At 37.3% G+C, this 24,915-nt stretch carries 21 protein-coding genes and 1 pseudogene; 9 read left to right on the forward strand and 13 right to left on the reverse strand.

What is annotated here, in order from left to right; all coding sequences use genetic code 11:
* Positions 1-16: 16 nt before the first annotated feature.
* The 6 genes from H5122_RS09775 to H5122_RS09800 all read right to left on the reverse strand — a co-directional run bounded on the left by H5122_RS09775 (position 17) and on the right by H5122_RS09800 (position 7,109).
* Positions 17-1,024: an isocitrate dehydrogenase gene (locus tag H5122_RS09775; RefSeq protein ID WP_039487666.1), complete on the reverse strand. Its 1,008-nt coding sequence runs from the start codon at positions 1,022-1,024 to the stop codon at positions 17-19.
* A gap of 206 nt (positions 1,025-1,230) precedes the next feature.
* Entirely contained in the window at positions 1,231-2,919 is a 1,689-nt protein-coding gene (locus H5122_RS09780) for a hypothetical protein (protein ID WP_182681971.1), read from the reverse strand.
* 11 nt (positions 2,920-2,930) lie between these two features.
* Complete coding sequence (locus H5122_RS09785) at positions 2,931-3,314, reverse strand: DUF3192 domain-containing protein (protein ID WP_182672401.1); 384 nt, start codon at positions 3,312-3,314, stop codon at positions 2,931-2,933.
* A gap of 69 nt (positions 3,315-3,383) precedes the next feature.
* Positions 3,384-4,157, reverse strand: coding sequence for a flap endonuclease Xni (xni, locus tag H5122_RS09790; RefSeq protein ID WP_024596930.1), 774 nt, complete (start codon positions 4,155-4,157; stop codon positions 3,384-3,386).
* A 10-nt stretch (positions 4,158-4,167) separates the two neighbouring features.
* Positions 4,168-5,511, reverse strand: a complete 1,344-nt coding sequence (gene ppnN / locus H5122_RS09795) for a nucleotide 5'-monophosphate nucleosidase PpnN (protein WP_182681970.1) — start codon at positions 5,509-5,511, stop codon at positions 4,168-4,170.
* A 62-nt stretch (positions 5,512-5,573) separates the two neighbouring features.
* Positions 5,574-7,109 (reverse strand): GGDEF domain-containing protein, encoded by a 1,536-nt coding sequence (locus tag H5122_RS09800; protein WP_182681969.1) that lies wholly within the window; start codon positions 7,107-7,109, stop codon positions 5,574-5,576.
* A gap of 204 nt (positions 7,110-7,313) precedes the next feature.
* Here H5122_RS09800 and H5122_RS09805 point away from each other — a divergent pair, with 204 nt between their 5' ends.
* From H5122_RS09805 to H5122_RS09815, 3 genes are all read left to right on the forward strand, one after another.
* Entirely contained in the window at positions 7,314-9,101 is a 1,788-nt protein-coding gene (locus H5122_RS09805) for a M61 family metallopeptidase (protein WP_182681968.1), read from the forward strand.
* A 180-nt stretch (positions 9,102-9,281) separates the two neighbouring features.
* Positions 9,282-11,372 (forward strand): bifunctional diguanylate cyclase/phosphodiesterase, encoded by a 2,091-nt coding sequence (locus H5122_RS09810; protein WP_182681967.1) that lies wholly within the window; start codon positions 9,282-9,284, stop codon positions 11,370-11,372.
* A gap of 98 nt (positions 11,373-11,470) precedes the next feature.
* Entirely contained in the window at positions 11,471-13,642 is a 2,172-nt protein-coding gene (locus H5122_RS09815) for a S46 family peptidase (protein ID WP_182681966.1), read from the forward strand.
* Positions 13,643-13,747: 105 nt separating this feature from the next.
* Here the strand turns inward: H5122_RS09815 and map are convergent, their stop codons facing one another.
* Both map and H5122_RS09825 read right to left on the reverse strand, forming a co-directional pair.
* A complete protein-coding gene (gene map, locus H5122_RS09820) occupies positions 13,748-14,524 on the reverse strand; it encodes a type I methionyl aminopeptidase (protein WP_182672386.1) in 777 nt (258 codons plus the stop codon).
* Positions 14,517-14,723, reverse strand: a complete 207-nt coding sequence (locus tag H5122_RS09825; protein ID WP_024596935.1) for a ParD-like family protein — start codon at positions 14,721-14,723, stop codon at positions 14,517-14,519. Before H5122_RS09825 ends, map begins: the two co-directional genes overlap by 8 nt.
* Before the next feature lie 209 nt (positions 14,724-14,932).
* Between H5122_RS09825 and H5122_RS09830 the strand changes: the two are divergent.
* Positions 14,933-15,172: pseudogene (locus H5122_RS09830) on the forward strand (S46 family peptidase); the annotation flags it as partial.
* 223 nt (positions 15,173-15,395) lie between these two features.
* Here the strand turns inward: H5122_RS09830 and H5122_RS09835 are convergent.
* Both H5122_RS09835 and H5122_RS09840 read right to left on the reverse strand, forming a co-directional pair.
* Entirely contained in the window at positions 15,396-15,977 is a 582-nt protein-coding gene (locus H5122_RS09835) for a hypothetical protein (protein ID WP_182681965.1), read from the reverse strand.
* The gene (locus tag H5122_RS09840) at positions 15,964-16,923 is read right to left on the reverse strand and encodes a hypothetical protein (RefSeq protein WP_182681964.1); all 960 of its coding nucleotides are present in this window, start codon (positions 16,921-16,923) and stop codon (positions 15,964-15,966) included. The genes H5122_RS09835 and H5122_RS09840 overlap by 14 nt, the downstream gene beginning before the upstream one ends.
* A 306-nt stretch (positions 16,924-17,229) precedes the next feature.
* Between H5122_RS09840 and H5122_RS09845 the strand changes: the two genes are divergently transcribed.
* The 4 genes from H5122_RS09845 (at position 17,230) to gntR (ending at position 21,983) form a co-directional block, all read left to right on the forward strand.
* Complete coding sequence (locus tag H5122_RS09845) at positions 17,230-18,501, forward strand: O-acetylhomoserine aminocarboxypropyltransferase/cysteine synthase family protein (protein ID WP_182681963.1); 1,272 nt, start codon at positions 17,230-17,232, stop codon at positions 18,499-18,501.
* Between the two features lie 258 nt (positions 18,502-18,759).
* A complete protein-coding gene (locus tag H5122_RS09850; protein ID WP_004586391.1) occupies positions 18,760-19,140 on the forward strand; it encodes a BlaI/MecI/CopY family transcriptional regulator in 381 nt (126 codons plus the stop codon).
* 11 nt (positions 19,141-19,151) lie between these two features.
* Positions 19,152-20,768 (forward strand): M56 family metallopeptidase, encoded by a 1,617-nt coding sequence (locus H5122_RS09855; protein WP_182681962.1) that lies wholly within the window; start codon positions 19,152-19,154, stop codon positions 20,766-20,768.
* Positions 20,769-20,972: 204 nt separating this feature from the next.
* The gene (gntR, locus tag H5122_RS09860) at positions 20,973-21,983 is read left to right on the forward strand and encodes a gluconate operon transcriptional repressor GntR (protein WP_182681961.1); all 1,011 of its coding nucleotides are present in this window, start codon (positions 20,973-20,975) and stop codon (positions 21,981-21,983) included.
* Between the two features lie 81 nt (positions 21,984-22,064).
* On the opposite strand, the gene gntU is transcribed toward gntR, so the two are convergent.
* The gene (gntU, locus tag H5122_RS09865) at positions 22,065-23,408 is read right to left on the reverse strand and encodes a gluconate transporter (protein ID WP_182681960.1); all 1,344 of its coding nucleotides are present in this window, start codon (positions 23,406-23,408) and stop codon (positions 22,065-22,067) included.
* Positions 23,409-23,558: 150 nt separating this feature from the next.
* Between gntU and H5122_RS09870 the strand changes: the two genes are divergently transcribed.
* Positions 23,559-24,104, forward strand: coding sequence for a gluconokinase (locus tag H5122_RS09870; RefSeq protein ID WP_182681959.1), 546 nt, complete (start codon positions 23,559-23,561; stop codon positions 24,102-24,104).
* Between the two features lie 40 nt (positions 24,105-24,144).
* Here the strand turns inward: H5122_RS09870 and H5122_RS09875 are convergent, their stop codons facing one another.
* Positions 24,145-24,333, reverse strand: a complete 189-nt coding sequence (locus tag H5122_RS09875; protein WP_165723885.1) for a DUF1289 domain-containing protein — start codon at positions 24,331-24,333, stop codon at positions 24,145-24,147.
* A 1-nt stretch (position 24,334) separates the two neighbouring features.
* Entirely contained in the window at positions 24,335-24,874 is a 540-nt protein-coding gene (locus H5122_RS09880; RefSeq protein ID WP_182675445.1) for a hypothetical protein, read from the reverse strand.
* Between the last annotated feature and the right edge of the window lie 41 nt (positions 24,875-24,915).

A 24,915-nucleotide genomic window follows, 5' to 3' on the forward strand; every position in this document is an offset into this window, starting at 1 on the left:
CAATAACAAATATTAATTATAAACGGTCAATTACTGATTGAGTGAAATCAGTTGTACCGTGGCTGCCACCTAAATCGCGAGTTGTACGGTCGCCTGATTTAATTACATCAGCAACAGCACTACGAATACGCTCTGCAGTATCGCCCATATTTAAATGCTCAAGCATTTGAATAGATGCTAAAATTACAGATGTTGGGTTAGCTAGGTTTTTGCCAGCAATATCTGGTGCACTACCATGTACAGCTTCAAAAATTGCTGCATCTTCACCAATGTTAGCACCAGGTGCCATACCTAAACCGCCAACTAAACCAGCACAAAGGTCAGATAAAATATCACCAAATAAGTTAGTCGTAACAATTACGTCAAACTCTTCAGGTGTCATTACCAGCTTCATACATGTTGCATCAACAATCATTTCATTTGATTCAATTTGTGGGTAACGCTCAGCTACTTCACGTGCTACTTTTAAAAACAAACCAGATGTTGATTTTAAAATGTTAGCTTTATGAACTGCAGTTACTTTTTTACGACCTTCGCGTACCGCTAGCTCGTATGCAAAAGTTACGATTTTTTCTGCGCCTTCACGCGTAATTATCGATTTTGCTTCTGCTTCATTACCGTCTTCACTTACTACTTGGCCAGCACCTGAGTACATACCTTGCGTATTTTCACGAATAGTAATGATATCAATATCGTCGTAACGTGCTTTAGTACCAACAAATGATTTAACTGGACGTACGTTAGCGTATAAACCAAATTGCTTACGAAGTGTTACGTTAATAGATGTAAAACCTTCACCTACAGGCGTAGTTAATGGGCCTTTAAGAGTGATTTTGTTTTTAGCAATTGTATCAACTGTTTCTTGCGGTAATAACTCACCTGTTTTTTCAAGTGCAGCTAGGCCAGCATCAACAAATTCATAATCAAAGTCGCAACCTGCGGCTTTTAATATTTCAAGTGCTGAGTCGATAATGCTCGGACCGATGCCGTCGCCTTTGATCACTGTGATGGTTTGTTTGGCCATTGACTTTTCCTTTAAAGAGTTTGATTTGCACATAAATTATTACTCTGAGAGAGTAACCGCTTGTTAGAACATTTATGTGAACGTGCTTGAAAATTTAAGGGCGCATTTATACCAATTTATCACCCATTTTGCTAGTTTATACAAAAAATACTGGGTATACACGAAAGTTATAATGGGTATAAAGACATAAAATAGCTTCTAATAAACTAAATACTATTAAACAACTCAAGAGATTCTAATTGTTGATAAAAATCAGCTTGGTTATGCCACTTGAGTATTTTTAGCTGTTCATTTAACGTTTGCTGCTGCCACGGAGTTAGCGAAAGTTCTGGTTTAAACACATTTTGAGCAACAATCTTAAGTGTGATCCAAAGTTTATGGGCCTCAGTTAAGTGCTTCTTAGGTGTTTGCTCTGCTTCTAAGAGTGCTGCAGTCCATGGGTTGTCACTCAATAAATGAGTAAGCTGTTGTGTTAGTTGTTCGGTGTTAATTGAACTTACCCCAAAAAATGAGCAAATAGGGGCACTCAATGTTTTATTTGGTGTGTCGTCAACCAGCGTTTTACGAGAAAGCTGTTTACTGCATTGCGTTAATAAAAAATGGGCGTAAGCGTATAAAGGTAAAGTAATGTGCTCAAACTGGTCATGGTCATTTTTACTAACCAATAAAGCCATTATTTTTACTAATCCATTTAATCTGTTAGTCACGTAGGCTTGCAATGGATGTGGGGTAACATTAACTAATTGTTCAAAAACAACCCGTTGAATTATTGCAGGTGCATTATAATAACCGACCATCGATAAACTATGTTTTAAGTCTTTTGCGGGCTGGTGTTCTTTATTATATGGTTTTACAGCCTCGCATAAATTAGCAATTACGAGAGGGTGATGCGCCATCAGCAGGCTTAATCCTTTATAGCTGTATTCGTGCTGTAACTTAATATTACTTATTAGCTCAAGTAAAGATTGTGCCTTATCAACCTCATGCTCACTTTGTGGTTTTACATGTTCACTGTTAAATACTTTGAAGCTAATGGTTTTATCAGTGCAATGCCATTGTCTTGGATTATCGTTAAGCGTTGCTTTTACTCTGTACCAGGTTAATTTATTAGGATTTTCTGTACTAATTAAAACATGCCGTTGTTGTGCATCAGTTGCTAAATAAATCATGGTTTGCTCAGCGTATAAAACGCGGCTTCCCGGTAATAATGGCCCTAAATGCGCTATTAGTGATTTAATTAATTGCAGTGCGAACAAGTTAGGTGTACGAATGTACAAATCGGTAAGTGCTTTATATAAGCTAATATGTTTATTAGCCGTATTGCTCGTAATGTTCATGCTAATAATATTTGCTAGAGCAATCAGCGTTATGCCCCCATCGTAAAGCATTATTTTAGGAGCACTTACCAATGCTTGTTTATACTTATTTAATTTAGCTAGTAACTGCGTAACAGGTTTGGCTGAATCGCCACTAGCTAACATTACTTTTGCTGCTAACTGATGACGCATTTTCCAAATTTTTTTATCAGAATCTTGAAAAGGTGTTTGCTCGCAAAGCTTGTTTAATTGCGCTCCAACACATAAATGTTCAATGAGAGTAGCGGCTATGTATAGCTCACTTAAGGCACTATTATAATTTTGAGACTTACACAGTGCGGCAGTTATGACGCTCTGACTAACAACTAAATTTGTTGCATAAGAATAACTTGGATTATAAAGCGTTAATCGGGATTGTAATGCGAGTGGCTGTTTGCTGTAGAGCACTCTATATTGCTCAGCTAGCTTACTTGCCATTGGATATAGAGCTGTCCATTTTTGTTTATTGTTATAATAACTTAAAAACAGCTGCGTATTATTAAGCAGCTGCTCTAAGGTAGTTGAAACAGCTTCATCCATTAAACCTTCACCTAATTTTGTTCTTGGTATTTATTGTATGCACTCGGGCCCCATAAAAACAGCTGCCCATTTTTAAATAATAGGCCAGTACATTCATCCATAGTGGTAATACCGTCAGATGTTTTATGTTGTGTACGATAAAAAACTATCTGAAATACTTGTTCACCATCTCGTTTGGCATAAGTAAGATCGGGGCTGCCTAAGTAATCAAGAACACTATTTAGTGTTGTTGGCTTCTCAAGTGATAGTTTTTCGATGTAACGTTTATTGAAAGCCTCTCGGTCTTGCCAAATCATAGCTTGAGGATCGTCTTTATAAAAGGTAATCACCAATGCAGCTATCAGTGCATATAGCCCTAAACCTAAAATTAAATATCGGATAAATTTTTTCAATATGGCTTACTCTGACTCCGGTAACTAATATCAGTATACGTTTTGTAATGTTTTGAGGCTATTAACTTGCGACTAATTAAGTCTTAACTGCTTTAAACTAAAACCTAAATTTATATCGGTGCGTAAACTAACCAAGTGCTTTGAAATTACGTACATATCCATATTAGCAGCTAACTTTGCTTTAATACTCGGGCTTAGAGACTCATCTTCGGCTGCTTGTTCAATTGAGTTATAGTTATTAACTATTTGCTGCGCAGATTTAGTACCTATTCCTTTAACTCCCGGAATATCATTAGTTTTATCGCCCGCTAATGCCCAAAAATCAACGAGTTTATTTTGCTCAACACCAAAACGCTCTTTTATACTTGTCTCATCTAGATAGAGCTTTTTAAAGTAATCGTAAACTGTAATGTAAGGGCCAATATAAGGTAAAAAGCCTTTATCAGTAGAAACAACAGTGCTCGTTATTTGATTATTTGATGCCTTAAAGGCAAGCGTTGCAATAATATCATCAGCTTCATCGTTAATAGGCTCAAATACTACAATACCTGTTTCTTCAATTGCGGCTTTAAAATGCAATAGAGCATCTTTTAATACTTGGGGCATTGGCGCGCGTGAATGTTTGTAGTCTTTATAAAAATGATAACGCCAGCTTTTGTCACCATCGAACACAGCAATGGCATGGGTTGCATTACTCGTATCTAAAAGCTTTTTACAGGCGTGGGCTACACGTGCACAGCACGTTTGTATCATTTGCTCGTCGCTATGATGTTTTTGATTTGCGTCAACGGCGTAAATGCGCCTAATTAAATTAAGCGCATCAATAAGAAGTAAATGGGGTTTCAAACTATAAAACTCATGCTTTTATTTTGTAACATGGAACATATTTACTACCAGGGAGCTTCATGCGACCTTGAAGAACAAATGCCTGTAATAATTTATCCATATTTGTCATAAGGGCAGGTTCGCCACTTAAAATGTATGGACCGTTTAGTTTAATGGCTCTAACGCCTTCGTCTTTTACATTACCAGCAACAATACCAGAGAAAGCTCTACGCAAATTAGCCGCGAGTAGCTGTTTAGGCTGATCAAGGTGTAAATCTAGACTTGCCATATTTTCATGTGTTGGTGCAAAAGGTTGTTGAAAGTCGTTATCTATTTTTAATGTCCAGTTAAAGTAGTAGGCATCACCTTCACTTTTACGGTAATCACGAACATTAGCCATCGATGACTTTAGTTTTTGACCGACTAATTCAGGATTATCAATAATTACTTCAAACTTATCCAAGGCTTCCTTACCAAGTGTCATTTCAACGAACTCGCATAGCTCTTTAAAGTACGCCTCGCTTTGTTTGGGGCCAGTTAAAATAACAGGTAAACATTGCTTAGTATTACCTGGGTGCAACAATATGCCTAATAAATATAACAACTCTTCAGCAGTACCTGCGCCACCAGGAAAAATGATAATTGCGTGAGCTGTTCTAATAAAAGCTTCAAGGCGTTTTTCAATATCAGGTAAAATAACGAGTTCGTTTACAATAGGATTTGGTGGCTCGGCAGCAATAATGCTTGGCTCTGTTAAACCTAAGTAGCGATTATCGGTGTTACGTTGCTTTGCGTGGCCAATAGTTGCGCCTTTCATTGGGCCTTTCATGGCACCAGGACCACAACCGGTACAAATATTTAATCCACGTAAACCAAGTTCGTAACCTACTTGTTTTGTGTACTTATATTCAACCTCGTTTATTGAATGTCCGCCCCAGCAAACAACCATGTTAGGCTCGCTTTTAACACGCAGTGCACCTGCATTTCTGAGCATATCGAACACCATATGGGTTATGGCTTTTTGCTCTTTTAAATCTTTTTCGTATTTTTGACAAATAAACAAAATATCACGAATAACAGAAAATATATGTTCGTGAATACCTGTAATTATTTCGCCATCAACAAATGCGGTTTCGGGTGGGTTTTCAAGCTCAATTTTAATACCTCGTTCGCGGCTTACTAAACGAATATCAAAATCTTTGTATTTGTCGTATATATCGTTACTGTCGTCGGTATGGCTACCTACATTGAGGACTGCAAGTACGCAGTTTCTAAATAATTTATAACGCTCACTAGCAGACGATTGCTCTAATAAATCAACTTCTAATTGCGACAGTAAATCTAAAACCCCAGTTGGGTTTAACTGTATTAACATAGACGTGCTCCTACTACTAAATCGTAAAACTACTTGTCATAAAAGTTATAATAGCTATGACATTATTTACTGGTACAAAGTCTATCTCGCCCTGAATTTTTGGCTTCGTAAAGTGCATCATCAGCTCTATCAAATGCCTTTAATAGGGTATCGCCTTTTTTAAATTGAGTTGCACCTACCGAAATAGTGATCTCAATTTGTTTTTCTCTAAATTTAAAAGGTATATTTTTAATTACCTTTCTTACTTTATCCAGGGGTAATGTTGCGTTTTCTAGCGACACACCTGGCATTAATAGTACAAATTCTTCACCGCCATAACGCGCTATAAAATCAGACTTTCTTACCGATTTTTGCAACGCTTTTGATATAACTTGTAAGGTAATATCACCTGCGGTGTGGCCAAATCTATCATTGATAGATTTAAAGTGGTCAACATCAATAACTGCAAGCGTAACATCTGATGGCTGCACATTAAACAAATGCATTTCGTGATTGTAACGTTCGTCAAATGCAGCCCGGTTAGGCAGTTTTGTAAGCCCATCTAGTAAGCTTTTAAAGCGCTGTTCATTTAAGCGTTTTTTATACGTTGTTAACTTATCTTCTAAAGTAACAATTCGAGTATTTATTTCATTAAAACTAGCGCTAAGCATTTCTCTGTCTTTTCGTTCTAACTTTTCTTTTGCTATAAAATCTTCGCTTATTGATTTTAATTCGTTATCTACGAGTTCTTTTAAAGATGAGATTGATGTAGCTTTTTGCGTTTGCTCATTAAGATTTTTTATTTTTAGTTCAATGCTTTTATTAAGTGAGTCAAACTCAACTTCCATAGACTCAGAGTGCTTGCTAGTTGAGATAATAGAGTTATGAAGATCTTCGAGGGTTTGATTTAATGAAACTAAAAAGCTTTGCGCGGATTTACGCTCTTTACTTATATTTTTTACCACTACATCAATAATACTAATTGCAACATCGAGTAATGAATCGATTGAGTCACTTTCTGTAATATTATTTTTTATATTATTAATTTGTAGCGTAGCTTCTTCTTCAAGTATAAGTTCATTAGCGAGCTCAAGCAGTTTTTTTGCACGCGCCTGTTTTACAGGGCGCTGCTGATCAACTTGAGGGTCTTGTTTGGTAAGCAACGCTTCATGATAAAAGCTAATAAGTTGATCAAGTAGCGGAATGTAACCATGAGTTGAATGAACGTTATTAATCTCGTGATCGAGTAAATTTCTTAGAGTCCTACGGGTATCGTCAGGTAAACCTTTGGTTTTTTGTAATTGTTTACCGGCACTTTGCACACTGTTGAATAAATTACGTTGCTGGGCTTGTTGAATCGATTCTTGGTTTTTAAGTAGGACTAAAGTTTCATTAATAAGGGGAGCAAGGTTTTCAAAACTCATGCCTTTATTAAGCGCACTTCTAAATTTGGCGAGGCGATTATCTAACTCGATATCTAGTCCTTTACAGCTCAACGATAGTTTAGCTGTAAAGTCACATAGAACATCTACTTGATGTTTACGAGCGCTCTCAACAGCCATACGCGCATCAATTGCTTGTTTTAGCTTTTTATCTGTTGCGTTAGATCTTTGTGACACCTAAGCATACCGCCATCAAATTAATTTCATTATCTTCAGTTTACAACAAATTTTTATTATGTGTAGTTATCTAGTAAAAAACTTAGAAATTTTAATAAGCTACTACTTATAAACTCGTATATAGGGTCATTTATCGTATTTAATTCACTTTTAAATAGGGGCTTGTTAGTCTTGTAAGCAATTAAGTTTCCACTAAGAGTCTCTATGAAAAAGTTATTAGCCCTTTCAATTTTAGCTGCATGTTCAGCGCCTGTATTTGCCGATGTAAATTATTCTTTAGAAATTTCGCAGCCACAGCATCATTTAGGTGATGTAAGTGTTGAATTTCCAAAAACAGCGCAAGCACACCTTGATATAAAACTTCCTGCGTGGCGCACGGGTCGCTACGAAATGTTAAACCTTGCAAATGGCATTCGCTACTTCAAAGCCAAAGATGAAGATGGCAAAGAACTAAAATGGGAAAAAATAGATCACAGTACATGGCGTGTACATCTTAATGAACCTACAGAAGTTAATGTTGACTACCAAGTGTATGCAAATGAGCTTGGTAAACGTGCTCGCCACATTGACGACAGCCACGCATTTATAGATGCATCAGGCTTTTTTATGTTCAGTGACTCGTTTCGACAAGAGCCTGTAACCGTTAATTTAGACGTACCTAAAAAGTGGCGTTCTGTATCGGGTATGGACAATTTAAAAGGCAAAAACTCATTTAAAGCTGCCGATTACGACGTACTTGTTGATTCACCAATCGAAACGGGTATTAACCAACTACACACATTTGAAGTAGAAGGGCGTGAATACGACTTAGTTGTTTGGGGCGATGGTAACTACGATGTAGATCTAATGCTTACAGATCTTAAAAAATTAGTTGCCACGGGTAATGTAATTTGGGATGACTACCCGTATGAACGTTATGTATTTATGGTGCATGCAACATCAGGTGCTGGTGGTGCAACAGAGCATCTAAACTCAACAATTATTCAACGTCCACGTGACCGATTTGGTAGTCGCGAAGATTACTTAGGTTTTATTAGCACAGCCGCACACGAATTTATTCATACATGGAATGTAAAAGCATATCGCCCTCAAGGTTTAGTGCCATACGATTACACTAATATGAATTACTCTAAACTGCTTTGGATTGCAGAGGGTTCAACAAGTTATTTTGAAGATCATTTATTAGTGCGCTCAGGCATTCAAACAACAGATGAATTTTTTAAAGTGATGAGTAAAACAATTAATCGTCATTTGCAAACACCGGGCCGTGAAGTACAAAGCGCAAGCGAAACAAGCTTTGATAAATGGATTAATCAAGGTGGCGATCACGCACGTAACTACAGCACCAATATTTACTCAGAAGGTTCGTTACTTTCACTTGCCTTAGATATCGACTTGCTAGAAAAAAGCCAAGGTAAAATAAGCTACCGCGACGTACACAAAGCACTTTATAACAATCATAAAATGCCCGCTGGATTTACAGATACAGATGTACTTAATATCTTAAAAGATTTAACAGGACGTGATTATTCAAGCTGGTGGCAAGAAAATGTAGAGTCGCCTGCAAGTATTAACTTTGACGATTTACTTACTAAAGTAGGTTTAAAGTTTGAGCGTCCTGAAAAAGCAAAAGCACTTGCAAGTATTGATGCTACCGCCAAAAATACAGGTGAATTACTGACGTTAAGTTATGTACGCCGTGGTGGCAGTGCGTGGAAAGCGGGTTTAACTACCGATGATAAAATTGTCGCTATAAACAAACATCACGTAGGTAAAGATTTAAAAACTAGCCTAGAAACGTTTAAGGCAGGCGATAAAGTAACCGTTGACTATCTTCGTCGCGATGCACTTGAAAGCTTAACATTAGTATTATCAGAAGATTTCGATAAGCCTAAAAAAGTAGTTGCTAATAAAGAGGCAACGCCACAGCAAAAAGCACTATTCAAAGCATGGATTGGCGTGGAACATCCAAATGATGTGACAAAAAAATAAATTCAGTTTTTATAGCGTTTGAATATAGTTAACGATTATTAAAAAAGAGCTTCGGCTCTTTTTTTGTTTTGCATAATGACGTATAAAATGTACATGGAGATTTAATATTAAAATTAAATTTAATTATTATTTAGTATTTTCCTATTATTAAATAAAATTATTTATGGATATAGCCTTAAAATGAAATTAGATAACCCGACTTCAAACTTAACCCATCAATTTGTAATTAACGACTATTTGCATCAGTTATTTGATGCGGTAAATGTTATTTCTGTTCAAGGTTATGACAATGAGCGTCGTGTTATTTATTGGAATGAAGGCAGTGAGCGACTTTATGGATATACCAAAGAAGAAGCCATAGGACAAAAAATAGAAGACCTTATAATTCCAGAGCCAATGTGTGAGTTAGTTATTAATGCGCATAGTGACTGGGTAGAAAAAGACATAGAAATTCCAGCATCTGAAATTATTTTACAAGACAAGAATGGAAATGATGTATCCGTTTTTTCTAGCCATGTTATGTTTACAAATCAATATAATACAAAGCAAATGTACTGTATTGATATTGATTTATCTGAGGTTAAAAAGGCACAAGCAGAGGCGTCATTTAATGAGCATATGCTAAAAACTATTTTTGGGGCAATTCCTGACTTATTTTTCTTGATGGAAAGTGATGGAACTATTATTGAGTATCATGCCAGTAATGAGACCGACCTTTATACCAAGCCAAAGCTGTTTATTGGTAAAAAAATGGGGGATGTACTCCCTCGCGATGTAGCCAAAAAATTTGAAACTTATATCAGCCTCGTATTAGAAAAAGAGCAGATGATGAGCTTTACTTACGAGTTGACCTTGCCCCATGGGCTCGTTTATTTTGAAGCAAGAATAAATAAAATAACAGAACATAACCAGTTAATGGTTATTATTCGAGATATTACAGAACAGCATAAATCAGATGAACTAATTAGACATCAAGCGTATTACGATAGTTTAACTTCGCTTCCAAATCGTTTTTTAGCACTAGATCGTTTGTCGCAATTACTTATTGAAGCAAAAAGAAATAACGAAAAAGCTGCGGTACTGTTTTTAGATTTAGATGATTTTAAAAAAATAAATGATTCTTTAGGCCATGAAACAGGAGACAAACTTTTAATTGAATCAGCGCAAAGGCTACAAGATGCACTACGAAAAGAAGACACGGTAGGGCGCCTAGGTGGAGATGAGTTTATTGTATTATTACGAGGTATAACTGATCATCATGCTGCGCTAAAAATCACTGAAAAACTGCTCAACAATTTTAGGGCCCCTTTTAAAATTGAAGGCCGAGAACACATACTAACAGCAAGTATTGGTGTAGCCATATACCCAGAAAATGGTACAACCGTTGCTGATTTATTAAGAAACGCTGACACTGCAATGTATCAAGCAAAATCATATGGTCGTAATATTTATTCATTTTTTACTAAAAAGATGAATGTAATTATTCAGCGCCGACTCGTAATAGAAGAGCAGATGCGTGGCGCCCTTGAGCGTGACGAATTTGAGTTATACTACCAGCCCCAATTTGACGCCAAAAATAAACACATCATTGGTGCAGAAGCGTTATTACGTTGGCATAACCCTGTGCTAGGTAATGTAACACCCGATGAGTTTATACCTATTGCCGAAAATACAGGGTTAATTGTACCCATTGGCAAGTTTGTAATTAGCCAAGCATTAGATTTTTTAAACACATGGCAAAGTACTTGTAAACGAAAACAGCAATACACTATTGCCGTTAACTTATCACCTCGTCAATTTAGAGACGTGGGATTACTCAGCTTTATTCAAAACTCACTAAGTGAAGCAAACGTAAATCCCGAACATTTAGAGCTTGAAATAACTGAGGGAGTGCTGATGAGTTGCCACACTAATGTTGTTGATATATTGACTGAAATAACAGCACTAGGCATTAACTTATCAATGGATGACTTTGGTACAGGTTATTCATCGTTAAGTTATTTGAGAGAATACCCTTTTAATGTACTCAAAATAGATAGAAGTTTTATTGACGGTATTGTACTAAACAATGAAGACCGTAATCTCGTAAAGGCAATTATTGCCATGTCGCACAGCTTAGGACTGACAGTGGTAGCCGAAGGTGTAGAAACAAAAGAGCAGCTTACTTTATTGAACAAATTAGGCTGTGATTTTATGCAAGGTTTTTACTTTAGTAAACCAATACCAGCAAAACAGTTTCATGATTTTTCGATGAATTTTGATAAAAAGTAAGATTAAACACTTGATTGTAACAAATCATTGCACGGCTATTGACCTCATTAGCTACTGACGAGTAACCTGTTATAGAAACAAATAAAAAGGATTCTATAATGCGTTTAAAACCTCTTGTAGCTACATTAGCAGCCACATTTTCCTTATCACTTGCGAGTAGCGCCATAGCCGACGAAGGCATGTGGCAACCACACCAACTTCCAGAGTTAGAATCAATTTTAAAAGCCAAAGGGCTTGAAATTGATGTTGAATCTATTTCTAAATTAACCGAATTCCCAATGAATGCGGTAATTAGCCTAGGTGGCTGTACAGCATCGTTTGTATCGCCTAAGGGTTTAGTTGTGTCAAACCATCACTGTGTTTATGGCTCGGTGCAATACAATTCAACACCTGAAAACAACATATTAGAAAATGGCTTTTTAGCTAAAAGCCCTGCTGAGGACTTACCAGCAGCGCCGGGTTCACGCGTATACGTCACAGAAACAGTTACTAATGTGACTGACAAAGTTAGTAAAGGTATTAAAGAACTAAGCGGTAAAGCACGCTACGACGCAATAGTAAAAAACGAAAAAGCGCTAGTAGCCCAGTGTGAAGCCGACGAAAGCTACCGTTGTAATGTGTACTCGTTTCATGGTGGTTTAGAGTTTTACCTAATTAAGTCACTTGAAATTAAAGACGTACGTTTATCTTACGCACCAGCTATGGGCGTAGGTAAATACGGTGGCGATATAGATAACTGGATGTGGCCGCGCCACACAGGCGACTTTGGTTTTTACCGAGCTTATGTAGGCAAAGATGGAAAACCAGCTGAGTACAGCGAAGACAACGTACCTTACGTACCTGACTCTTACCTAAAAGTAAGTGCCAAAGGCGTGCAAGAAGGCGACTTCGTAATGGTTACAGGCTACCCAGGGCGAACTAACCGCTACCGTATAGCAACAGAGGTAGATAACGTATTTAACGACAGCTACCCTAAAGCACGCGTTCATAACTCAAAATACGTGTCGCTTATTGAAGAAAACTCAGAAGACGGCAGTAAAGCGCGTATTGCTTACGAAAGTACTATTGCAGGTTACAACAACTATATTAAAAACTATGGTTCGATGATCGAAAGCTTTAAAAAAGGCACTATGCTTGAGCGCAAAAAACAGTTTGAGCAAGACCTAACACAATGGATCAATAGTGACAATGAGCGTAAAGAGCAATACGGAAGCGTATTAGGTGAGCTATCTGAGCTAATTGCGCAATCACAAGAGCACAGTGAACGCGACCGAATGTTAGGTTATGTACATCGCTCACAAATGATCAGCACAGCACGACGTTTATACCGCCTAGCTTACGAAAAACAGAAGCCAAATAGCGAACGTGAATCTGGTTATCAAGAACGTGACTTACCTCGCATTAAAGCAGGGCTTGAGCGCATGACGCGCCGTTATGATAGCAAAGTAGATAAAGCTATTTTACTGCACTTTTTAGAGCTGTATGCAGCACTTCCTAAAGAAGAGCGTTTTAGCGAGGTTGATGACGTATTTAAAGTACAAAATGGGTTTGATAAAGCAACCCAAAGCGCGTTACTTGATAGCATGTATGAACAGTCAAGACTTGATAATGCCACTGTTCGCAATTCATTATTTGAGCAATCGTTTAGCCAGCTAAATCAGAGCCAAGACCCATTTGTGCAGTACGCTAAAGCAATATTTAAAGTAATGAAAGCAGAGGAAGATAAATCAAAAGCACTTGCAGGTAAATTACAAGCAGCTCGCCCAGAGCTAATGAGCGCAATCATTGCGTTTAACAAAGCTCAAAACAAACCTGTATACGCCGATGCCAACAGCACACTACGAGTAACCTATGGCACCGTAGGCGGCTACTCACCTCAAGACGGCTTGGTAGCAACACCTTTTACCTCGCTTGAAGGGTTACTAGCTAAAAACACCGATGTTGACCCATTTAATGCACCTAAAAAGTTACAAGAGCAAATTAAAGCCAAGCTTTACGGTGATTACACGGGCGGCATGAATACAGTACCTGTTAACTTTTTATCAAATGTAGACACTACCGGTGGTAACTCAGGTTCGCCAACACTTAACGGTAAAGCAGAGCTTGTAGGCTTACTGTTCGACGGTGTTTACGAAAGTATCATTGGTGACTGGGATTACAACCCTGAGCTTAATCGCTCAATTCATGTTGATTCACGCTACATGCTGTGGGTAATGGATAAAGTAGATAATGCACAAAATTTATTAGACGAAATGACAATCGTAAAATAGGTAATTAGTGAGATAAGAGAAGGGCGCTTACCGTAATGGAAGCGCCTTTTTTATTAATCATAATGGGTTACGGTTTGTATACGTCAGTAGCATAACTTAGTTTTGCTAAGCACGCTTCTCTTCATCGCGAAGTGTTAAAACTTCGAAGCCCGTTTCTGTTACTAGAACGGTATGTTCCCACTGAGCAGAAAGTTTCTTGTCTTTTGTTACGACTGTCCATCCATCTTTTTTAGTTTTTACCTTCTTGGAACCTTGGTTGATCATAGGCTCTATAGTAAAGGTCATACCTGCTTCAAGCACTAACCCTGTATGAGGTTTACCATAATGCAAAACTTGCGGCTCTTCATGCATTTCTTTACCAATACCATGACCGCAATATTCACGTACTACACTATAACCAGAAGATTCAGCGTGCTTTTGAATAGCATAGCCAATATCACCAAGCGTTACTTTTGGCTTTACCACCTTAATACCTTCCCACATAGCATCATAAGTCGTTTTAACCAATCGTTTGGCTTCTGAGCTTGTCGCTGCAAAAGTATACATTTTACTTGAATCACTGATATAACCATTTTTCTCTAAGGTAATATCAATATTTAAAATATCTTTGTTTTTTAATTTATAAATATTATTGGGTACACCATGGCACACTACGTCATTAACAGATGAGTTCAATGAATACCGATAGCCATATTGGCCTTTACTGGCAGGACGAGCATGTAACACATTGGTAATATAGCTTTCTACTTTAGTGTCTATATCTAACGTAGTTATGCCCTCGCAAATAAAATCATCAAGCATTTTAAATACCTGAGCTAAAAGCTTTCCTGATTCTCTCATGAGCTCAATTTCTGCATCAGTCTTTATTGTTGCTTTACTCATGCAAAAGATCCTGAATAGTAAGCTTTTCTTTTATAAGTTGTTTTTTAATTATTTCATGGTAAGTAAGTGTTGGATTTAACTCAGCAAGCATGCCTATTTTAATCCAAAACTCTGCTTGTGAATTGATAGATCTGGACATGATATTACTCGATTTTCTAATTTCTTCATGCAGCCCGTCTGATATTTTTACTATTCCCATTATATATACCGTATATGATTTATATGCAAATCGTATACATTGAGGGTTCTTATGTCAACATAGACGTTTTACAGTATGTTTTTGCTCACTACCCTTTGTGTTTATATTTAATTATACGGCTAGCACTTTTAAACTGTATTTTTCGGTTAATGAATTTAATGATTATAGTATGGCTGTAGGCAGGAGTTTACTTCGCTCAAATAATGACTGTTAACTTTTTATCAAATGTAGGCACTATCGGTGATAACTCAGGTTCGCCAACACTTAATGGTAAAGCAGAGCTTGTAGGCTTACTGTTTGACGGTGTTTACGAAAGTATTATTGGTGACTGGGATTACAACCCTGAGCTTAATCGCTTAATCCACGTTGATTCACGCTACATGCTGTGGGTAATGGATAAAGTAGATAATGCACAAAACTTATTAGACGAAATGACAATCGTAAAATAAGTAATCGGTGAGATAAGAGAAGGGCGCTTACCGTAAAGGAAGCGCCTTTTTTGTTGGAATTAACCTATTCCTTAATTTTCATTCTTGCGTAAGCGCGAGTTTAGTTCGCGCAGTAAAGCAAAAAACCAAAATAATTTAGATGGGTGTCATACTAATTTCGCGAATAAAGTCAAATAAGCAAAGATCTATATTGAAATCGTCTTTTCTATTAATTTAAGCAAATTTAATTATCTGATGTTTCATTTGCTTTATTATCTCTAATCACTACTTTTTTTCTATGAATTTTATCAATCATAAAATGCATTCCCAGAACTGTGGTATACATAATGTTTGAGACAGCAAAAATATATAAACCAACAAGTAATATTTTAAGAAAGGGGGATGACAAGGATACTAAATGAAATAAGCTTTGGCTTGCTAATTGGGCAAATCCGCCGATAAAATATAAACATATACTACAAAAAGCTAAGTAACCAAAAAGATAAGTTAAAAATTGCCTTCTAGTAAGTTCTACACCATTTAGAGTTGGAGGAGTACCATCCATAATATCATCCATACCCTCCTTATTAAACGTGGCTATAGCAGCCATCGATGCTATATAAAATCCCGCTAATATTTGTAGTAACCCATTAACTAGCGAAACTAATCCTTCTTTACCAAGTAATTTGATGGGCTCTGAAAGACAATAAATTATAAAGAAAAAAAGCAGCGTAGTTCCGAGAGGTAAAATAAAATCAAACCAGCTTTTTTCGTAATGCTTAATACGAATATATGAAATAGGCTTAAATAGTTTATCTAAAATCATCTTCGGAACTTCCCATACTAGCTAGGTGAGTAAGCATTTTATTATTTAAGTCATCATGAATAGTGTCTTCACATTGGCTTATGCGTTCTGTGAGTTCTACTTTGACTACCTTACTATACCCTTTAGATAATGCATCTTCTTCTCGTGCATCTATATCAATAGATTTATTACGGCCGTTTTTATCAGTATAGCTTACACGTAGTTTGCTGTATTCTTCACCAAGCACTTTCTTTCGAACTTGCTCTATGACACCAACGGCTTTATCACCCATTAGAGAGCCAACACCTAACCTCATAGTCCGTTCTTTGATCAAAACAGGGATCTCACTATCTTCATCTAAACGTTCATTGACTGAGCTTTGAACAGCCGTAAAACCACGTAGTTTACCAGTTTTCATCAACTCTTTAAGATTATGTGTAGCGCAAGAGTCTAGACTAATTATTTGTCTGGGATGGATCTTACCTTTAGAGTTAGGTGAGTCGCATTCGTAATCAGTCGCTTCTTTAAAAAAATGAGTTAGTGCTGAAGCAATATTTCTTCGGTTGAGCCCCGGAACTTCTTCCAGCAAAGCTAAACAACTGTTTTTAAATTTTTTACTAGCAGGCTTTTTCATAACTGTTAAATGCGCAGAAACAGCAATACCCTCATCTTTTAATTTTTTTTCTGTTCTGACTCTTCCAGTTGTATCATTGCTAAATGAGGGGTCAGATGCATCCTTATCATTGTATATAAACAATATAGAAATAGAATCATTATTGTCGATTGCTTTCACCGCTCTTACTGATACTCGTCCATTAAACATCTTATAGACTGCATTACCAGAATTAATATATTTAACTAGATAATGATTGCTATCTTCAAAACCTATAAAAGGAGCTTCTTTTGGTGTCATGCTAACTACAAGCTCACATTCGACAATAAAACGCTCGTATTCTCTTAAAATCATATAAACTTCCCTTTAATGTAGAACTCCATTAGAGCATTTAATTTTTCAAACATAAATAGTTTATTTTAGGGAACTATAAGCCTATGCGGGTTACTTTTGGTATTAAATATAGGTCGAATGCCATCTAAAGTAATTAGACCAAGGGAGAAAATTTTGACTTCGCACACATACATCTTAGCCGTCCGCTTTATCACTTATCTGCCTTTAACTTAAATCAAATCACCTCAACATCCTTTAGTATATTTCATGTGCATTTTATAACCAAGAAGTGCTAGGTTAGTGGTAAATTAATTGAAGGAAATAATTATGAAATTAGAGTCATTAGCACTGCACCACGGTTACGAATCTGAGCCTGCGACCAAATCGGCAGCCGTGCCTATTTATCACACTTCTTCTTATACATTTGACAATACGCAGCATGGCGCTGATTTATTCGATTTAAAAGTACCTGGAAATATTTACACCCGCATAATGAACCCAACAAATGCCGTACTTGAACAACGTCTTGCTGCAATGGAAGGGGGTATTGGTGGGCTGGCTGTTGCCTCTGGGATGGCTGCTATTACGTATGCTATTCAATGCTTGTGCGAAGTAGGCACTAATATTGTAAGCACCAGCCAAGTATATGGTGGCACGTATAACTTATTTGCTCATACACTACCTAGGCAAGGTATTGAAGCGCGCATGATTAAAGCCGATGACTTTACCGCGTTCGAGAATGCAATTGACGACAACACCCGTGCTGTTTTTTGTGAATCTATTGGTAATCCTGCAGGTAATATTGTTGATATTGAACGTTTAGCACGTATTGCACATAGCAAAGGTGTGCCGCTTATTGTTGATAATACCGTGGCTACGCCGTATTTATGCCGCCCATTTGAGCTAGGCGCCGATATAGTGGTTCACTCACTTACAAAGTATATAAACGGGCACGGTACTGCCATTGGCGGCATGATTGTCGACTCAGGAAAATTTGATTGGAAAGCGAATGCCACGCGTTTTGCAATGATGAACGAGCCCGATCCGTCGTATCACAATGTAGTTTATATCGAAGCTTTTGCTGAAGCTGCATTTATTGGTCGCTGCAGAGTAGTGCCACTTAGAAATACCGGCGCAGCGCTTGCCCCTAAAAACGCATCTGACATTTTAATTGGCCTTGAAACCTTAGGCTTAAGAATGGATCGCCACTGCGAGAATGCACAGCAGCTAGCTGAGTATTTAGAAAACCATCCAAAAGTGCTTTGGGTTAACTACGCAGGGCTTAAATCAAGCCCGTATAACAAAATGAGTCAAAAAATTACCAGTGGTAAAGCATCGGGTATTTTAAGTTTTGGTATTGCTGGTGGCCTAGAAGCGGGTACTCGTTTTATTGATGCGCTAAACATGATTTTACGCTTAGTTAATATTGGCGATGCCAAGTCGCTTGCGTGCCATCCTGCGTCAACTACACACCGCCAATTAAATGATGAAGAGCTTGCTAAGGCGGGTGTAAGTCGCGATTTAATCCGTTTGTCAGTCGGTATTGAAAACATTGCTGACATAATTGCCGATGTAAGCCAAGCGCTCGATAAAGCATAGCTACCTCACTACCTTTCATAAAAAACTTTAAAGCATAAAAAGCGTTAGTTGAAAATAAACTATCGTTTTTTATGTTTTTCTAAAACCAATTAACAAGTATACACCCTTATTTTATATACCTTTTTTATAAAACCTCCCTAAGACTTTTATATTTCTATCGTTTGTTTTTCATTCATATGTCAATTTTGTATTGACACTAAGATTAGTTACTACTACATTTGTAATAGTACCACTACAAGCGTAGTAATAGGAGCGACAATGAAACTTAGTGATTTTGAAATGGATATTATGCAGCTGCTCTGGCAGGAAGAACCCTGTACCGCGAGTCAACTACATAAAGTGCTTTTAGCTGATAAGCAAAAAGATAAAAAAGTAGCCTATACAACAGTTAAAACTATCGTAGATAGGTTAGAACACAAAGGGGCGATTGAGCGCTGTGGACATGAAGGTCGAGCTATTGTTTTTAGAACAATCGTGACTCAAGACACATTATCGGGGCAAGCTATGCCTAGTTTTATGCAACGATTTTTTAAAGGTAATTCTCGTAGTTTAATTGCCCACTTTATCAAAGAAGAAAAGCTAAATGATGAAGATATAGAATATTTACAAACGCTTTTAAAAAATAAGAAGTTAGATTAAAGGAGAGGGTAATGACGGATTATTTACTAACTTGCACACTTATTAGCTTATGTATTTTGCTTACAGTAAAAGGACTAAAAAATGCCCCAGCACGATTAAACTTTTACATTTTAATGACTGCCTTGGCATGTTGGTTTGTCCCTTGGCAATATTTTTCCCAGTTATCGTTATTTGAAGGGGAAAATCGTTACACATTCAACGTGGCGCAATTGATTCCCGATGTTAAAGCATTAATACCAAATGCTGAACAAGTAGCAACTAAGGACGAATTACAAAGCGATATGGGTATATGGGACTTTTTACCATCACTTAATAATGTTTTTATGGTTTTAGTTTTAGCTGGTTTTGGATTGTTTTCATTACGCATGAGCCTTTATGTAAAGCTTATAAAAAACTTATACATTAACTCAAAGCCAAGTCCTGAACTTAAACACATTAACAATCAGTATCCAATTAGACTAACAACCCATACAGAGCCTGCTTTTGCTACCGGGTTAATAAAGCCTGTTATTTGGCTAGAGTCGACGATGGTAAATCGTGAAGAATTAGATTCAGTCATTCAACACGAGGTAACTCATTTACAACAAGGCGATATTTATTGGACGTGGCTTATTTGTTTTATAGAAAGCGTTTTTTGGTGGAATCCTATTTGCTTAAAGTTAACTGGTTTAGCAAAAGAGCAACTAGAACTTAGCTGTGATGAGTTGTGTATGCAAAAGCTAAAAGGTAAATACCAATTGGATTTAGCCAGTTTATTGCTACAAAAGCAAAGTGCTAAAAGCTCGCCTAACTTTTTTACCCCCCCACTTTTGAATATTGCTCATTCAAAGAGCTTTAATATTCAGAGGATCAAAATGTTAAACAAGGAAAAAACAATGAAAAGTAAATATTTGGTTATGGTTGCGGCGGCAATGTCTTTTAGTGCTTTAGCTGCAGCGCAAATTGTAGACGGTAGTTCAGATAACAAGCAGCCAAGTAATAATACGTCTCAGGCTCCTGTTAAAAGTGAAGAATATAAACAACAACTTGCACAGCTTCTTAAAAGTGCTGCTGGGGCAAAAAGTGATACCCCTGAACTGTTAAACCAAGCTGCGCAAGGCATACAACAATGGCACTTGAATAGAGACAAACTTACGGGGTTTGAAGAAGCTGAAATCAAACTACAAAGCTTTAGGCTGCTAAATCACGTTTACTCTAAACTTGAGCAATATGAAGATATACTGAGTGCTTACGAAAAATGGTATGAGCCTGGTAGTAACCCGCCTTACTTTTTAAAAAATTCACTAGCAACGGCCTATATACAGCTAGGGCGTTATGAGCTTGCTGTTGCAGAGCTTGAAGATTTATCAAAACAGCTTGAAGGTAAGCTACATGTTGGCTCTGCTGATAACTTAGCACTGGCATACATTTACCTTGATGATTACGATAAAGCGTTAAAAACCCTAGAGAAGGTTGATGCAAAAGACGATGTATACGGAAATATCCTTAAATATTATGTTTATGATAAACAAAATAACCGTAAAAAGATGGATGAAATCAAAAGTAAAATCCCAGAAGCATTTGCAGTTACCCCCGCGTTATTACCACAAAGCGGCATACCTGGTTCGCAATTGTTGAGATTGCTATAAGTTTTTAATTACGATGAGGCTCGGAGTATCTGAGCCTCTGTTTAATGTTATTGGTACAAATACAGGTTTATTCATTAAAATAGGTCTAGGTTATTTAAATCTCTGGGTAATCGCTTAGCGATAACTTAAATAAAAATGGCTAAAAGTAGTGATTTTTCACAATAGTTGGTATGTTACAAGTAACATTTTATTTAATTGTGTGTGATGAAAAAAAACAAACGTTCTTCTCTTCAAGATATTGCCGATGCGGTTGGTGTAACCAAAATGACGGTGAGTCGTTATTTACGTAATCCGGAAAAAGTATCAGAGTCTACTCGCACTAAAATTAGTGCAGCTATTGATACGCTAGGTTACATTGCAAATAAAGCCCCTGATTTACTCTCTAATGCTAAAAGCTACTCTATTGGTGTACTAGTCCCATCGTTAACGAATCACGTGTTTGCTCAAGTTATAAAAGGAATTGAAGATGTAACAGGGCCTGCAGGGTATCAAACAATGTTAGCCCATTATGGTTATAACCCTGAAATTGAAGAAAAACGGGTTGAGTATCTATTGTCGTATCACGTTGATGGTTTAATTTTATCAGAAACCACACACACAGACAGAACGCTAAAAATGATTGAAACGTCAGGCGTACCTGTGATTGAAATAATGGATACGCATCACTCTCCTATGCAGCAAGCGATTGGTTTTGATAACGTTAAAGCCGCTTTTGATATGACTACGGCACTTTTAAATAAAGGCTATCGCAATATTGTTTATATAGGTGCAAGGCTCGATGTACGAACACGCCTAAAATTTCAAGGTTATTCAGATGCTATGTTAGCTAAAGGCTTTACGCCTAAAAGTGTGATGACTGATCAAGCTTCATCTTATAGTTTAGGCGCCGAACTTTTACAAAAAGCGCGTACTGACTACCCAAATACTGACTGTTTGTTTTGTACTAATGATGATTTAGCAATTGGGGCTATTTTTGAATGCCAGCGAAACAACATTTTAGTGCCTAGCCAAATGGGGGTTGTGGGTTTTCATGGTCATGATATTGGCCAAGCAATGGTGCCTCAATTAGCAAGTGTGATCACCCCTCGTTATCAGATAGGTAATGTTGCGGGAAGAGAGTTGTTGAGCCGGATTAATTCAGATTTAGATGCTAGGATTAATTATAAGCAAGTAATTGATACTGGTTATATAGTTCATCTAGGTGAAAGTGTTTAAATACTTAAATTACCTGAGCCTAAATAACAAAAGGCTCAGGTAATTTTTATATGTGTGATGATAACTCTACATACTGTAATTTTACAAAAACAGAGAAATAATCATAGCGACAAGTGCGCCAACAGTACCAATAATGGTTTCCATCACTGTCCATGTTTTAAGAGTTTGCATTTCGCTCAAACCGAGATAGCGACTCGCTAACCAAAATCCTGAGTCGTTTACATGAGAAAGCACAATAGAGCCCCCACCAATAGCGATGGTAACAGCGGCTAGCTGCGCTCCATCAAGGCCTAAAGGCTGAAGCATTGGAATAATTAAGCCACACGCTGTAAGCATAGCTACTGTCGCAGAGCCTTGAATAACCCGCACAGCGGCTGATAATACAAAAGCGAGTATTACAATCGGTAATCCTGAGCCAGCTAAGTAATTACCTAGTGCAGTACCTACTCCTGAATCAACTAATACTTGTTTAAATACCCCACCGGCACCAGTGACAAGAATAATAATTCCTGCAGGTTGTAAGGCACTACCACAAATTTCCATGATTCTAGCATTCGGGACACCGCGCCTTGCGCCGAGCAAATAAAATGCCATTAGGCAGGCAACTAAAATTGCTGTAAATGGATGACCTATAAAGGCTAACCAATTATATAAATCAGAGTCTTTTTCAACAAAGCGGCTACCAATAGTATTTAAACTAATCATAATTAACGGCAGAGCAATTAAACCTAATGCTAATCCAAAACTAGGCGTCCCTTTACCAACTCTTTGGTTATCGTCGATTTGTTCGTGCAGTGGGAGTTCTACATGAATAGATTTAGAAATAATAGAGCCCCAAATTGGACCTCCTATAATCATTGCCGGTATGGCAGCAATAAGGCCAAATAAAATCATATAACCATAGTCAGCGCCTAATTGAGAGGCAACCAAAATCGGCCCTGGCGCAGGAATAAGAAACGCCTGACAAGATGCTATTCCCGCAAGTAGCCCAATACCAATTTTAACAACGCTGCCACCGCCTTTTCGTACCACAGCAAAAACAATACCGATTAAAAGTACAACGGCCACATCAAAAAAGAGGGGGAGGGCACAAATAAAGCCCGTAAAGGTAAGCGCCCAATTAGCGTTTTTTTCTCCAAAACGGTGTAAAAGTGTGTGGGCAATGCGATCCAGCGCGCCGGTTTCTTCCATTACTTTGCCAAACATGGCGCCTAAAGCGACCACCACCGCTACAAAGCCTAGTGTTCCGGCCATTCCTTTTTGAATTGTAGCGGCAATTATTTCTGGGCTCATTCCTGAGAGTAATCCTGCAATCATAGAAACAAGGATCAAAGAGACGACAGCATGTAGTCGTACTTTCATTACTAAAAAAAGCAATAAAAATATGGAGCCTACCGCTGTTAGTATTAATGATAAATCTGACATTTTTCCCTACTTATATTCAGTGTGAATTATGATGTTTAGTGTGTGTTTAACTTCACTTTCGTATTTGTTACGGGTAACATGTTACCCGTAACTCAATATAATATATACATTGAAAATAATTAATTATTAAATTAAGGCGAGGGTAAATACATGAGTAACACAAATGTAGGTCGTATTTTTATTGTAATGGGGGTTTCAAGCACAGGAAAGTCAAGTGTGGGTGATGCATTAGCAAAACGCATTGGCGCTAAATTTATCGACGGAGACGACTTACATCCCAAGGCTAATATATTAAAGATATCATCTGGGCAGCCTTTAAATGATGCTGATCGTGTGCCTTGGCTAGAAAGAATACGTGATGCTGCATTTAGCATTGAAAAGAAAAATGAAGTCGCGGTAATAGTCTGCTCAGCATTAAAAAAGAAATACCGAGAACAAATATGTGATGGAAATATAGGCATTACCTTTTTACATCTTTTTGGTGATTTTGAGCTGGTTAAAAGCCGTATGCAAGACAGAAAAGGGCATTTTATGCCTGTTGATTTACTCAAAAGCCAATTTGAAGCGCTAGAAGTTCCAAAAGAAGATGAGCCCAATGTTATAAATATAGATATTAATAACTCATTTGAGCAAGTAGTCGAAAGCTGTATTAGCGCAACTAAAATGAATAGCAACAAGCAAAAAGTTTTTAGTTAATCAATTAACTGTTACTTTTAACATTTAGGGGCTTTATTTGTTATGAGTTAGCGTCTGCTCGTGGTGTTTCTAAAATCGCTTTTTTTTCATCTTCAGATAATATTATCCAATCAAAAATTTCTTCGTTAGTACGCCCACAACCGGTGCAGTAACCGCTGCGCCTTTCGCATATTCCTAGGCAATCAGTTTTAAATTTAGATTGTTTTTTGTTTTGATTTAATTGGCGCATATTAAAGTCCTAACGGTGGTGCAATTTCAAAGCGAGTAGAAAACCCGTTACCTTCTTGATTAGTAGCAAGTGTAATGACTGGGGTTTTAGTATCAAGTACAAAGGTGCTGTAAATTGAACTTGCTGTTTCTTTTTGGCTTTCCAACCAACCTGTTTTGGTTAAGCATTGGCGTAATTGCTTAGCCAGTTTTTGATGAGACTTTATTGTTTGCGTTTGTGTTTTAACAGGTGTTTGGCATTGGTAGCTTGCTTGCTCTGACTTATTTAAAGTAACCGTACAGTTTGCTCCAATCATATGAGTACTAGTACGCCATTGATTAGTAAACTGGTTATTTACTTTATCTGTTTTGATTGAATTAAAACCAGACTCATAACTGTTTATAAGGTTATTTATGGTGCTGCATTCATCGAGTGTTACTGTGGTTTTTACAGACTGATTCGTTGTAGTAGTAGTGGTTGTTGTAGTTGTAGTCTGATTAGTTTTGCTGGTACAGCCTGCTAAAATAAATGCGACAATAGAAGGAATAATAAAGTTTTTCATAGTTCACAGTAACCGATTAATTTAGCCACGCACTATATCAC

The organism is Pseudoalteromonas sp. SG43-8 (genome assembly GCF_014164245.1).
Classification (GTDB): domain Bacteria; phylum Pseudomonadota; class Gammaproteobacteria; order Enterobacterales; family Alteromonadaceae; genus Pseudoalteromonas; species Pseudoalteromonas distincta.

Bases quoted from the DNA above. Each gene is read 5' to 3' on its own strand.
- H5122_RS09775 (WP_039487666.1), bottom strand. From the start codon at position 1,024: ATGGCCAAACAAACCATCACAGTGATCAAAGGCGACGGCATCGGTCCG.
- H5122_RS09780 (WP_182681971.1), bottom strand. From the start codon at position 2,919: ATGGATGAAGCTGTTTCAACTACCTTAGAGCAGCTGCTTAATAATACG.
- ppnN (WP_182681970.1), bottom strand. From the start codon at position 5,511: ATGTTAATACAGTTAAACCCAACTGGGGTTTTAGATTTACTGTCGCAA.
- H5122_RS09805 (WP_182681968.1), top strand. From the start codon at position 7,314: ATGAAAAAGTTATTAGCCCTTTCAATTTTAGCTGCATGTTCAGCGCCT.
- H5122_RS09810 (WP_182681967.1), top strand. From the start codon at position 9,282: ATGAAATTAGATAACCCGACTTCAAACTTAACCCATCAATTTGTAATT.
- H5122_RS09815 (WP_182681966.1), top strand. From the start codon at position 11,471: ATGCGTTTAAAACCTCTTGTAGCTACATTAGCAGCCACATTTTCCTTA.
- map (WP_182672386.1), bottom strand. From the start codon at position 14,524: ATGAGTAAAGCAACAATAAAGACTGATGCAGAAATTGAGCTCATGAGA.
- H5122_RS09825 (WP_024596935.1), bottom strand. From the start codon at position 14,723: ATGGGAATAGTAAAAATATCAGACGGGCTGCATGAAGAAATTAGAAAA.
- H5122_RS09835 (WP_182681965.1), bottom strand. From the start codon at position 15,977: ATGATTTTAGATAAACTATTTAAGCCTATTTCATATATTCGTATTAAG.
- H5122_RS09840 (WP_182681964.1), bottom strand. From the start codon at position 16,923: ATGATTTTAAGAGAATACGAGCGTTTTATTGTCGAATGTGAGCTTGTA.
- H5122_RS09845 (WP_182681963.1), top strand. From the start codon at position 17,230: ATGAAATTAGAGTCATTAGCACTGCACCACGGTTACGAATCTGAGCCT.
- H5122_RS09850 (WP_004586391.1), top strand. From the start codon at position 18,760: ATGAAACTTAGTGATTTTGAAATGGATATTATGCAGCTGCTCTGGCAG.
- H5122_RS09855 (WP_182681962.1), top strand. From the start codon at position 19,152: ATGACGGATTATTTACTAACTTGCACACTTATTAGCTTATGTATTTTG.
- gntR (WP_182681961.1), top strand. From the start codon at position 20,973: ATGAAAAAAAACAAACGTTCTTCTCTTCAAGATATTGCCGATGCGGTT.
- gntU (WP_182681960.1), bottom strand. From the start codon at position 23,408: ATGTCAGATTTATCATTAATACTAACAGCGGTAGGCTCCATATTTTTA.
- H5122_RS09870 (WP_182681959.1), top strand. From the start codon at position 23,559: ATGAGTAACACAAATGTAGGTCGTATTTTTATTGTAATGGGGGTTTCA.
- H5122_RS09875 (WP_165723885.1), bottom strand. From the start codon at position 24,333: ATGCGCCAATTAAATCAAAACAAAAAACAATCTAAATTTAAAACTGAT.
- H5122_RS09880 (WP_182675445.1), bottom strand. From the start codon at position 24,874: ATGAAAAACTTTATTATTCCTTCTATTGTCGCATTTATTTTAGCAGGC.